Consider the following 12,868-nt stretch of genomic DNA (forward strand, 5'->3'; position numbering starts at 1 on the left):
GCTGGCCGCGCATTTTTATCGGCAATGATGAGCCAGACCGGCTGCAAGGTCGTTGCGTGCCAGTTCTGACTCCGTTACTCCCGAGAACCGCGGGCAACCTGCGAACAGGAGTCGTCGCCGCACGCTTCCCAGCCGCCGCCAATCTCTTTGTAGATCGCTACCGTGTCGGTATTGATTGCGACCTCGGCTTGGGCTAGATCGTCTTCGGCTGCGAGCTGGGTACGTTCCGCGTCGAGCAGTTCCAGAAAATCGGTGGCGCCCTCCAGGTAGCGCACGCGGGCCAGATCCGCTGCCCGCTTGCTCTGTTGGCTTTGTTCGAGCAGCTTGCCCACCCGGATACGCTCCTCGTTGTACGCGGTCAGGCTATCGCTCACATCTTCGAGGGCGCGCAGCACGGTCTGCTGAAAGTTGGCCATGGCAGCGTCCGTGCGTGCTTCGCTGGCATGCAATTTCGCGCTCGCCCGCTGCACGTTGAGCCCCGACCAGCTGATGCTTGGCCCTAGCGACCAGGCCAGTGAATCAGGCCCGCCAAAATAGCCGCCGTCCGACCCAGCTCCCTTGATAGACAGGAAACCTACAAAACCACCCAGCGAAATATGCGGGAAGAAGTCCGCTTTGGATACGCCGATGCGTGCAGTTTCCGCTGCCAGCTCACGCTCGGCAACCCGTATATCCGGTCGGCGAACCAGTACCTCGCCGGCACCTCCAATCGGCAGCCGGGTAGCGACAGGCGTGAAAGTTTTGGGCGAGAGATCGATATCAAGCTCTCCTGGCCGCGCACCGAGTAGCACGGCAAGCCGGCGCTGGGCATCCGCACTCCTGGTCTCGAGCCGGGGAATCTGCGCCTCGACCGCGCTCAGCCTCGCCTCGGCCGTGGCCACGTCTTGCTCCGAACCGCTGCCAATCTGGCTGCGGGCGCGAATCAGTTTCAAGGTGTCGCGTTGATTGCCGATATCGCGCCGAGCGATATCCAGCCGTAGTTGGGTTCCGCGTAACTCGAAGTAAATGCGAACAACTTCCGCGAAAACCGTGACCTGGGCATCTCGCAGCGACGCCTGGCTGGCCTGAAGGCTGGCTTTGGAGGCTTCTTCCGAGCGGCGAATGCCACCGAAAAAATCCAGCTCCCAAATAGCGTCGAAACCGAGTTGGTACGTGTCCAGACTTACCGGCGTGGAACCCAGTCCGGCCATCTGCTCGCGGCTGCGTTGGGCAGTGCCTGCGACATCGACCGCAGGCAGCCGGTCGGCCTGAGTGCCGCTCAGTAGCCAGCGAGCTTCGCGCAGCCGTGCCACGGCCATCTGCAGGTCGAGATTGTTCCGTGCCGCTCGCTGAACCAGGGCATTCAGGATCGGATCGCCAAACTGTCGCCACCATTCGGCCTGGAACGACGCGGTGCTCTGCAGTTCGGTGTCGAAACCTTGCAGCTGTTCCACCGGTTTGCCGGCGAGCGGCTGATAGTCCGGCCCGACGGCGATGCAACCCGCCAGATTCAACGCCATTGCCAGAAGCGTGGCCTGAAACATGATTTTCATTCGAGTTCTCGCAAAGTCTGTACATGCTTCGCGGCTTCGCGCCTGTGCGCCTCGCGCCGTTCGATCCAGCCACGCAGGACAACGTAGAAAAGCGGCGTATAGAGCAGACCGAAGAATGTCACCCCGAGCATGCCGGAGAACACAGCCACGCCCATCGCGCGACGCATCTCGGACCCGGCGCCGTGCGAGGTCGCCAACGGCAAGACCCCCATGATGAAGGCGATCGACGTCATCAGGATCGGCCGCAATCGCAGGCGAGCCGCTTCAAGCACGGCTTGATGTCGTTCCATTCCCTGGATCTGCGCTTCGCGGGCAAACTCGACAATCAGAATCGCGTTCTTGCAGGCGAGGCCTACCAGTACGATCAAACCGATCTGGGTGAAGACATTGTTGTCGCCACCGGTGATCCACACGCCGGCGATTGCAGAGAGCAGCACCATCGGCACGATCAGGATAACCACCAGCGGAAGCGACAGGCTCTCGTACAGCGCCGACAGCGCCAGAAACACCAGCAGCACGCACAGCGGAAACACCAGAATCGCCGTGTTGCCCGCCAGGATCTGCTGATAGGTCAGCTCGGTCCACTCGAAGCCCATGCCGTTGGGCAGGTTATCGTTGAGCAATTTCTCAATCGCCGCCTGCGCCTGACCGCTGCTATAGCCGGGAGCGGGGCCACCATTGATCTCGGCGGTAGGGAACCCGTTGTAACGCATGGCGCGTTCGAGACCTGCGGTCCGGCGAATATTTACGAAGGAACCCAGCGGCACCATATCCCCTTGCGCGTTACGCGTCTTGAGGTCGGCGATGTCCTCTGGTTCGTGCCGAAAGCCTGACTCGGCGGAGAGATTGACCTGATATGTACGACCGAAGCGGTTGAAGTCGTTGACGTAAAGCGAGCCGAGATAGGCTTGCATCGTTTCGCTCACGTCGGCGAGATCGACGCCTTCAGCCTTGGCTTTCTCTCGATCCACGTCCACTTCGATCTGCGGCACGTTGGCCTGATAGCCGCTGAAAAGCGGCGTCAGCTCCGGGAGCTTGCGGGCTTTCTGAATGATGCTGCCCAGTTGCTTTTGCAACTCCGCGTAGCCCAGCCCGGCACGATCCTCGATCTGCAGACGGAAACCGCCGATCGTGCCAAGCCCTTGCACCGAAGGAGGAGGAACCACCACGACGTTGGCGTCCTGGATCGAAGCGAACTTCTTGTTCAACGCCGCGATAATCGCGTTGGCCGAGAGCGATGGATCACGGCGTTCTTCAAACGGTTGCAAGATCAGCGGGACGATCGACGAGTTGGTGCTATTGGTGAAATTGCTGGGCGACAACCCCGAGAACGAAAATACTTCCTTGATGCCAGGCTGCCTCGCAGCAATCTCGCTTACGCGCCGCGTCACCGCTTCGGTACGATCCTGCGAAGCGCCGTTGGGGAGCGAGATGACAGTCAAGACAAACAGTTTGTCCTGAGTGGGTATGAACCCGGTGGGAACCTTCACGAATGCGAAGGCTGCCAGCGCCACCAGGCCACCATACAGTGGCAGCGCGATCATTCCCCTGCGCAGCAGGTGACGCACACCGTCGACGTAACGTTGGGTGCCACGGGCGAACCAGCGGTTAAACGGGCGAAACAGCCAGCCGAACAGATATTCCATCCGTCGAGTCACGGTATCCGGGGGCGCGTCGTGGGATTTCAGCAGTAACGCGGCAAGCGCAGGGCTCAAGGTCAGCGAATTGAACGCGGAGATCACCGTGGAGATGGCGATGGTCAGGGCAAACTGACGGTAGAGTTGGCCGGTCAGGCCGCTGACGAAAGCCGCAGGTACGAATACCGCGCATAGCGCTACCGCGGTCGCCACGATGGGACTCGTTACTTCCTGCATGGCCTGGTGGCTGGCTTGCTTCGGACTCAGTCCCAACTCGATATGGCGTTCGACGTTCTCCACCACGACAATGGCATCGTCTACGACGATGCCGATCGCCAGCACCAGACCGAACAGGGATAGAGCGTTCAAGGAGAAGCCGGCCAGATACATTACTGATAGCGTGCCGATCAGCGACACTGGCACGGCGATTAGTGGAATGATCGAGGCACGCCAGGTTTGCAGGAACAGGATCACCACCAGCACCACCAGCAAAATTGCTTCGAACAGGGTATGCACCACCGCCGCAATCGAGGCTCGCTCGAAGAGCGTGGTGTCGTAGTCCATGCGATATTCGAGACCTTCGGGAAAGTCTTTTTTTAGTCGCTCCATGGTGGCGCGTACCTCGTCGGCGACCCGGATTGCGTTGGAGCCTGGGCGCTGATTAACCGGCATGGCGATGGCCGGTAATCCGTTGAGCGTTGCACGTAGAGCGTAGGTATCCGCGCCGAGTTCCACTCGCGCGACATCCCGTAAATGGACCACCCCTCCATCGGGATCATGGCGCAATATGATGTTGCGGAATTGCTCCTCGTCGACCAGCCGGCCTTGGGTATTCACACTGAGCTGGAAAGCCGAATTGTCGGGATTGGGTGGCATGTTGAGCGACCCGGCAGCGACTTCCACGTTCTGCTCGCGGATTGCGCGGGCCACGTCCCCCGTGGTCAGCCGTAAAGACGCCATGCGTTCAGGGTTGAGCCATATCCGCATCGAGTACTCGCCCGCGCCGAAAAATATCACCTGTCCCACGCCGTCAAGCCGCGCCAACTCGTCCCTTACATGTACTCGTGCGTAGTTGGCGAGATAGAGTTGGTTGTAGCGTCCGTCCGGCGAAATCAGATGGACGACCAGTGTTAGATCCGGCGAGCTTTTCTCTGTCGTGACGCCAAGTCGCTGCACCTCTTCTGGCAACTTCGGCAATGCCTGGGCAACGCGATTCTGCACCTGCACCTGCGCGGTATCCAGATTGGTGCCCAGGGCAAAGGTCACGATCAGCGTCATCTGGCCATCGCTGGTCGACTGCGACGACGTATAGAGCATTCCCTCCACGCCGTTGATCTGCTCTTCGATAGGCGTGGCCACGATCTGGGCGATGGTCTCCGGATTGGCGCCGGGATAATGGGCCGTCACGATCACCGTGGGCGGCACGATGTCCGGATATTCGCTGACCGGTAACTTGAATGCTGCTATAGCGCCCGCGATCACAAGCAAAACCGAAAGAATCCCCGCGAAGACCGGCCGGTCGATGAAAAATCGGGCGAAGTTTTTCATGGCTTGCGCGTCTCCCTCGACTCCCCTGCATCGACGAGGGTGGCAACCGCACCGGCTGGAGATGCAGTGGCGTCTATCTGCGCACGCTCGAGATCGGTGAGACTGGCCGTCATCGTCGCCGGTACCGGCTTCACCTCGATGCCGGGGAAAATGTGCTGCATGCCATTGACTACAACCTGATCGTCGGGCTTGAGCCCGTCTTTAATCACCCGCAACCCATCGAAGAGCGTGCCGATATCGACTCTGCGATAGCTCACTTTATGGTCCGGTCCGACCACGAATACGTACTTGTTGCCAAGATCCGTTCCCACCGCGCGATCGTCGATCAGCACACGAAATTCCGCCTTGCCGCCTTCAACCTGCATGCGTACGTACAGGCCGGGCGTGTAGGCGCCGTCTCGATTGTCGAACACCGCGCGTAAATGAATCGTGCCGGAATTCGCCTGTAACCGGTTGTCGACGAAATCGATCTGGCCAGGATGCGGGTAGCCATCCTCGTCGGCAAGCGCCATTGCCACCCGGACACCGGCGGGTTTGCCCGTCACCGGGTCCCGGGTATGCAGCAAACGCAGGTAGGACTGTTCGTCCACGTCGAAATAGGCGTAAACCGGACTGACGCTGACCACGCTCGTCAGAATGTCGCTGCTGGTGACCAGGTTGCCCTGGGTGATCAGCGCATTGCTCACCCTCCCGTCGATCGGCGACCGCACCTGGGTATAGCCCAGGTTGAGTTGAGCGGCATCCAACTCCGCCGCTGCGGCAGCCACCTGGGCGGCGGCACTTTGCGCGGCCGTGGCCTGGCGGTCGGCTTCCTCTTGCGAAAGCGCATGCTGTTCGAGCAAGCGGCCCGCGCGAGACGCGTTGGTCCGCGCCAACACCAACTCAGCGCGCATCTGAACAAGCTTCGCCGCGAGGCGTGCCACTTCGGCCTGGTAAGGGCGTGGATCGATCTGGAACAAAAGCTGGTTCCTTTTCACCATCGCCCCTTCGCGAAAATTCACCGACTCGACATAGCCGCTCACGCGCGGGCGCAACTGCACGGTGTCCACCGCCTGTAAATAGCCCGTGAAATGATTCGTATCGGTCACCATACGAACCAGCACCGGAGCCACGCTGACCACCGGCAGGGCATCGGTCCTGCCGGAGGATTCAGCCGGGGCGCTACGGGCATGTAACAGGCCCCACCCGCCACCGGTTATCAAGAGAGAGGCGAGGATAAGAATCAGTCGCTTCTTCATAACTTCGCTCACTAAAATATGGGTTGATCGCGTCGGTTAGTCGTCGACAGGTGACGAGCAGTGCATTCACGCAAGGAAAGAGAACCGGGCGGTTTCGGTTGAGAGGACCCGTCGACACGCGCCTGCACGCAGGACGCGGCGCGGCACCTACCTGCGCCGTGCGATCCCCACCCGCAGAGCAGAAATCCTTCGACGCGCGCGACGAATCGAGCCGTCGACGCGCCGAAGGACATCCCGGCTATCCGGCGCTCGGCTCAATGGAAAGCGAGTGGTGGAAGAAATTTTTCGGATCCCATTTGGCTTTTATTGCCTGGAGGCGAGGATAATTTCCCTGGAAATAGAGTTCCGACCAAGCAACCCCGGATGTATTGAACTTCGGATCGCGGAGATCCCGATCCGGGTAATTGATATAACAGCCCTCGGCCTGCGCATTCGGAACCGGCACGCCGCCGGTCGCAGAGAAGAAATCCGAATAAAGTCCGCGCAGCCAACCGAGATAATAAGCATCCTCGCTCTCCGACTGCCAGAAGGTCTGGAAGCACATCTTGAACACCGAAGAACGCTGGACATTAGCCGTGTCTCCAGACTGTCTGGCGTTAACCTGTCCACCGAAAGAGAAGAGCACGAGCATCGTATTAGGATTGGAAAAATCCTCTCGGGTCATGGCTTTGTAAAGTGAGTCGATCTGATGCTGCGTGAAATTTTGCTTCATATAGGCGGACTTGTGCCCACCACGCATGGCAGGATTAGTGATCGTCGGGTTGTTGGTGCCGACGAGGCGAGCAGCCTGTAGCCACGGCATTCTGGTCGGGTAAAAATGGTCCGGCAGGGCACGAATCTCGCCAAGGGGCTTTGTCGCGGGTCTGGGCGTGACATGGGTCCCTTCCAGAATGGCGGTCATATAATCATTCAGCAGTTTTTCGGCGTCGCCGGTCGTCGCGTCGACCTGGGTAAACATTCCCATCGACCCGGTGGCCTTCGGGCTGACGTTGAACAAGCTGGAAAGACGGGTAAATGGGGAATCCGGTGCGCTATTTTTTTCATGCCAGGCCCCGAAGTTCAGCAGGATTCTGGAAAAGACCGCCTCGTCCAGTTCACTCCAGTCGAACGACACCGCGCTGACCAGCACAGTCGAAGGCGGTGACATTAGCAGCTTTGAAGACGGGCCCCCTTGCACTTCTGGGGAGCGAAACCAGTACCTGGTCACGACGCCAAAATTGCCGCCTCCACCGCCGGTATGGCCCCACCAGAGGTCGTGGTTCGGATCGTTCCTGTCTCTTGATGCACGCACGAGGCGAGCCTTGCCCGAGTGATCGACCACCACCAGTTCGACCATCCAGAGATGATCGACCACCAGACCGTGAGATCTGGAAAGAAGGCCGTATCCGCCGCCAGCGACGTGTCCGCCGACACCGACGCTGTAGCATATGCCGCCCGGCAGGCTCACTCCCCACCCTTTGTAGAGCTGTTCATAAACATTCAGCAAACGCGCGCCGGGTTCGATCACAAAGGCCTTTTCCGCTTCATCGAAATAAACATCGTTCATCTCAGACATGTCCAGGATGACCTGAACAGACGGATTGCACACGAAATCCGCGAAACAATGCCCTCCGCTTCGAATAGACACCCGCTTTCCAGCGGTAACGGCATCTTGCACCGCCACTCGCGCATCCTCAGGGGAACGGATCATGCGAACATAATCTGGTTTTGCAACAAATCTCTGGTTATTCCCGCTGGTCAGATCCGGGTAGCGCAAATCGCCCGGCGCGATTTCTTCGCCTTTTTTAAAAGCGGGCTGCGCCGCATCCGCCGCTGGGGCCTTTCTGGAAAGGAGCACGCTCGAGCCCACGGTAGCGAGACCAGTACCGATAAATTTCCGCCTGTTGAGTGACATGATTTATTCCTTTTAAAATAGATCTACCCAATCCAGTAATGCGCAGGTTGAACTTGCACCCCGTCTTGCTATGGCGATTTCGTTCCGAGGATACGTTCAACCTTAAAGAACAACCTTTTGCTGCAGGTCTGACTCGTGTGTGCGTCGGCTGCGTCCCCAACGTCGCAAAGCGGGACGTTCGACGCCAACGTACAGAGCCCAACCGGCCAGTAAACTCAAGCAGAAACCAGCAGCTATCAATGCAATGGCCCCGGATATTCCAAAGCTGCCGCGGATCAATGTCCTCAAATAAAATATCGTGATTCCCTGGCATATATAGAACCCGAAAGACACCTCGCCAAGTTTTTGCATGGTTCCTGTCGCCAGCCAGGAAAAATTTCTCTTGTTTAAATCCGCTGAGGCTATCGAGCAGATCAATGCCGCGACCGGAACGATCGTGACCGCGTCGAGGCTATAAATGAACGGTACGAATTTCGCAACGATAGCGCCGGCCACGACCAGTCCCAGCGAATCAAGAATTCTGAATCGAGGCCATGCTCCCAGCATGACAATGCGCGCCAGCAGAGCCCCTAATATGAAGTCGAAAATTCTTGTCGGCGGGAATATGTATCCGAACCAGAACTGATGGGCAGATATCGGTGTGATCGGCGACTTTGGATAACTGCTTATATAGTGATCGTTAACAAACGGAATGGCGACAATGACAAGCACCACAAAGGCCGAAAAAATCCAGAGCCCGCGCCTGCGCAAAGGCAGCACTCTCGTTATAAGAAATGGAAAGATCAGATAAAACGCTATGTCGACGCACAGGGACCAGGCCGGTGGATTCACGCTGACATATGTATCGGGCGCCGGGAAAAAAGCGTGAATGAGAAGCAAGTTTGCCGTCATCGTCGATATCGAAGTGTAACTCCACGAAAAGAGTCCCAACGCAATCAACGATACAACTATATGGTTCGGATATATCTTTGCGGCCCGTCGCCGCCAGAAAGATAATTTCGATTCTTTAAACGGAAATGCCGACCAGGCGATGATGAAGCCGGTCAAAACGAAAAAAAATGAAACACCCATATAACCAAGTTGTGCGAAAACGAACGAAAACCATTGAGCAATCACCCCGTTACTGAATGGGTTGACGACCCGATACGGCGGTATTGGCGAATTGACTACCGATACATGGAAGAGAAACACTATCAACGAAACAATAAATCGCAGCCCAGTGAGAGAGGGCAAGGGCGGTAACCTGTCGCCCTTAAGAGTTAATCCAGATATCTCCGATTGCCTGTTCATCTCCGTTACCTTCCTCTATCTGAAAACAGATTATCAATTCCGGCGTACTCGAAGTTGCGTTACTGTGGACACCATTCGCAGACAGTCGGATAGCATGCCTCGCGGAAGGTGAAGAGCCCCCACCCGCGAGAATCGAAGGACGTTCATTCCGGCGGCATCGGCAACATGGACACCGGGGACGTCGGAACCGTGAGAAACGCATTTCTCTGCCCCGGGTTGTCACGACCCCGATCTGACAGCAAGGGACTTATTTACCGCGGTCGTGCACTCCGGAAGGAGCGAACACGTTTCGGTGGACGGCAATACGCGCTTCTTTCGCGACGAAATACTTTGGAACCGAATAGGCTATCGTTGCGAAGTCGAGCCGCCCGTCGCCATTGAAATCGGCGACGGCAATACGGGCCACTGATTCGTCCGAGACGCGCCAGCGAGTGAATATCCCTTTGGTGACGTCGATCGCCTTATAGTAGAAAACGCCCTGCCACGGCCATGGCCCACGCAGCGCAACGAGAAACTCGTCCTCGCCATCTCCGTCGAAATCCGCACACACGATCTGGTGACCCGGGCCCTCTCCTTTTTCATTAGGATCGCCAAATACATCGAGAATGAAACGCTTCCATTTTGCTTCGGCGGGACGCTGTCCCAGCGTTTCCTTCACATATACAGCAACTGTGTTGCCGTGGAACGGTTCTACTGCCGCGACATACGCGAAGGAGTCGGCGCCAATCCGGCCGACGTCGAGATCGCCGCTACCACGAAAGCCTGTCGTCTGAAACTGTGTGCGCTCGCCTTCGCCGATCAGGACCCTCTGCCACCGCTGTGCGCACTCGTCATAGTAGAGCCAGGTCACGCCCTCGTCGGATGCCAGCAGAAGCGAGTCACGGTTGGAGCCTGGAATAAGGCCACGCTTCTTCTCCGCACCATGGACGAGACGAAAATTACTGTTGTCAATCGTCGATATTGGCCATTCGGTTGCGGTCGAAACGTCCTCGGGCGCGGAGAACAGGACAATCGGCAAGAGCGAGTGAATGTTGCCATGCGGGACGATTGGCACGCCGGCTATCTCCAGACGTTCCTCCTGCGTGAAGTGACCGGCACGAAGGCGGTGCATGCCGGTGGTCTTCCCCACATAATGCCGGTTCCATCGCACACCCGAAGTCAGGTTACGGCCCGGGTTTTCTATCCAGTCGATCTTGCCGCCGGTGGGATTGGCGTCGTAAAGCGTCCCTCCGGGACCATAAAGGTCATAGCAGACAATGGCGTCGGGATATCCGTTCCCGCTCACATCTGCATAGTCGCCACCGACTGGCATGTGAATGCCATCGACAACCAGATGCCGTGTCCAGTTGTCGTTCTCATACCAATAGATTTCTCCCAGCGAAAGTCCATACCCGAACAGATCCGGCTTGCCATCCTGATTGATGTCGGGAGCCTCGAGCCAGTATCCATCGCGAAGCTGATCTGCGACGATCACTTTATCGAAAACAGGGACCGGCAGCGTGGGCTGATTATCTTGCATTTTCGTTTTTCTCCGTGAGGGGGTGGTATTCAATCGCGAGCCAGATGCAGTCCGACTCTGCGAAATATTGATGCCATGGATAAGCCGGTATGCCCTCGTCATTCAGGACGCAAAACGGCAACTCCGTCGTCGCGCCGGGTGCAAGAGCGATATCCTCGTATAGGCTCGTGTCAGACTGCCAGCGGAACTTCTGCATATGGCCCATGCCGACGATCTGCGAATGAATTTCGATAAACGAATGGTCCCGGTGAATCAGGCAATTCGTTCCGGCCGGCGCAAACCAGAGGTTGACGGTGACCCTGAACCGTTTCCACCAGGGCTTTGCGCCTGCATTGCCATTCCCCGCCTCGCAGAGCGGGCCGACGTCGAGTAATACGTCGCCAATCGTGTCTCGTGACGAGGACCAGAGATTGACTGGGTGACCGCCGCTCCGAAACTGCGTCCAATTGGGGGCGCCGGAAATATCGGTTGCGCGCATGCCGGTCGACGGTGCGAGCAGCAGAAGATTGGGAGGCGCGTCTATCCTCACGTCGCGAAGCTGGGTGGACGACATCGGCGCAACTCGCTCTGGTCGCCAGCCGAAGACACCCGCTGCCTTGCCTCCCGCATTGACGACGATGGCACGTCCCTCGAGGGAAATCTGGCCGCTCCCGAGAGTTACGGAGGCCCTTAGAAGATCGCTAGAAAAAGCGAGCGGCCGCCATTCGCACGGACCGTCGAGAATCACAGCGCCGCTCCCACGAAATCCTTGTTTTCGACGGCAGCGGCCAGATTGTGAGCGAAGGCTGGTACCGAAGAACCCCTTAGGCCCTTGCTCGTGTCGGCGTCGATATTGCATTTGTCGCCAAGGAAGTGTGCGATGGCGTTGAGCACACGAGGTGAAGCAGATCCGTCTCCGTAGGGGCAGCCTCCAGACACGAAGCGTTTGTAGACCGCCTCGTCGGACAGAACTGCGCTAACTTCGTGGACGATCTCCTCTTTGGTCCGGCCGACCAGTTTCGCCGAGCCTACATCGATCGCCTCGCGGCGTTCGCTGATGTCGCGGAGAATCAACGTCGGCTTGCCCATCGCCGGTCCTTCTTCTTCAGCGCCACTGCTATCCGACAAAATGAGATCGGCGCGTAGCATGAGACGCACGAAGCCAAGGTAAGGCAGAGGCTCGAGCAATGTGATGTTTGGATGGCCCTCAAGCTGAGGCAGAAGCGCCGAGCGCACAACAGGATTCTTATGAAGCGGGATAACCAGACGCACAGCCGGCAGGCGTGCAACTTCTGCCAGTGCTTCGGCAAGTACAGGTAGTTTGGGCCATGATTCGCGCCTGTGAGCCGATGCCAATACGATCCGGCGTGAATCGCTGTCTATTTCGTCGAGGATCGGGTCGTGATAGCTGCGGGCCTTCGGCACGCTCCAATGCAACGCGTCGACAACAGTATTTCCGGTTATGGCGATGCGATCGTGTGCAATACCCTCACGGAGCAGATTCAGGTAATTTCCCGTGGTTGGGGCAAGGTGATACGAACTGATCTGGGCGACCAGGCGTCGATTCCCTTCTTCCGGGAACGGAGAGTCGATGCGGGTGCTACGCAGCCCCGCCTCCAGATGGATGACAGGGATCTTGTTCTGAAACCCGTATATCGCGCCGGCGACTGTGCTCGCGGTATCGCCATGCACGACGATCGCGTCAAGCTCACGCATCAATGGGAGTTGCGAAAGACCCGACAGAATGCGCTCGGTCACTCCAGAAAGCGTTTGTTCTGGGCGCATCACCTTGAGATCTGCGGCTGGCACGATACCGAAGACATCGAGAGCCGAGTAAAGCATTTCCGCATGCTGGCCGGTCGATATCAGGACTGGGTCGAATCGCACGTCCTGAGCCATCGCCAATATCGGAGGCGCGCATTTTACGGCTTCAGGCCGTGTACCGATGACATATCCAATTTTCAACATGACTTAACCCCTTGGTTATCGAAATGCCTAAAAATTCATCCAATCAGTAAAAAGACGTTAAATCGCCCCTCCGAAGAACACGAGTTACCACAGTGTCCGCTTTCGCACGAGATTCATGAAGTGCCTCGATTGACATTTTGGTCACCAATTAATTCTCTATATGATCTTCAATATTAGATAAAAAATCAGCCCATTGTTTATTGGGTCAGGATTCAGTGCAAATCAACACATTGTTATTCGATGACCACCTACAAATATCGAAT

General features: G+C 57.6%; 8 protein-coding genes. All 8 read right to left on the reverse strand.

The genetic code is table 11. The annotated features are described in order from the left end of the window. Positions 1-74: 74 nt before the first annotated feature. Positions 75-1,532: an efflux transporter outer membrane subunit gene (locus tag FQ755_RS23215; protein WP_144157358.1), complete on the reverse strand. Its 1,458-nt coding sequence runs from the start codon at positions 1,530-1,532 to the stop codon at positions 75-77. Then, positions 1,529-4,717: an efflux RND transporter permease subunit gene (locus FQ755_RS23220; protein ID WP_144157359.1), complete on the reverse strand. Its 3,189-nt coding sequence runs from the start codon at positions 4,715-4,717 to the stop codon at positions 1,529-1,531. The genes FQ755_RS23215 and FQ755_RS23220 overlap by 4 nt, the downstream gene beginning before the upstream one ends. Further along, complete coding sequence (locus tag FQ755_RS23225; RefSeq protein ID WP_144157360.1) at positions 4,714-5,955, reverse strand: efflux RND transporter periplasmic adaptor subunit; 1,242 nt, start codon at positions 5,953-5,955, stop codon at positions 4,714-4,716. The genes FQ755_RS23220 and FQ755_RS23225 overlap by 4 nt, the downstream gene beginning before the upstream one ends. A gap of 238 nt (positions 5,956-6,193) precedes the next feature. After that, positions 6,194-7,849 carry an FAD-dependent oxidoreductase gene (locus FQ755_RS23230; RefSeq protein WP_144157361.1) on the reverse strand — a complete coding sequence of 552 codons (1,656 nt, stop codon included), beginning with the start codon at positions 7,847-7,849 and terminating at the stop codon, positions 6,194-6,196. Between the two features lie 102 nt (positions 7,850-7,951). Next, complete coding sequence (locus FQ755_RS23235) at positions 7,952-9,139, reverse strand: acyltransferase family protein (protein WP_144157362.1); 1,188 nt, start codon at positions 9,137-9,139, stop codon at positions 7,952-7,954. Positions 9,140-9,386: 247 nt separating this feature from the next. Next, a complete protein-coding gene (locus tag FQ755_RS23240; protein ID WP_144157363.1) occupies positions 9,387-10,658 on the reverse strand; it encodes an FG-GAP repeat domain-containing protein in 1,272 nt (423 codons plus the stop codon). Further along, complete coding sequence (locus FQ755_RS23245) at positions 10,648-11,385, reverse strand: hypothetical protein (RefSeq protein WP_144157364.1); 738 nt, start codon at positions 11,383-11,385, stop codon at positions 10,648-10,650. Before FQ755_RS23245 ends, FQ755_RS23240 begins: the two co-directional genes overlap by 11 nt. Next, positions 11,382-12,605, reverse strand: coding sequence for a non-hydrolyzing UDP-N-acetylglucosamine 2-epimerase (gene wecB, locus FQ755_RS23250; RefSeq protein WP_144157365.1), 1,224 nt, complete (start codon positions 12,603-12,605; stop codon positions 11,382-11,384). The genes FQ755_RS23245 and wecB overlap by 4 nt, the downstream gene beginning before the upstream one ends. Positions 12,606-12,868 lie beyond the last annotated feature (263 nt).

Origin of the sequence: Paraburkholderia sp. BCC1885 (assembly GCF_900996235.1) — a bacterium.
Lineage (GTDB): Bacteria > Pseudomonadota > Gammaproteobacteria > Burkholderiales > Burkholderiaceae > Paraburkholderia.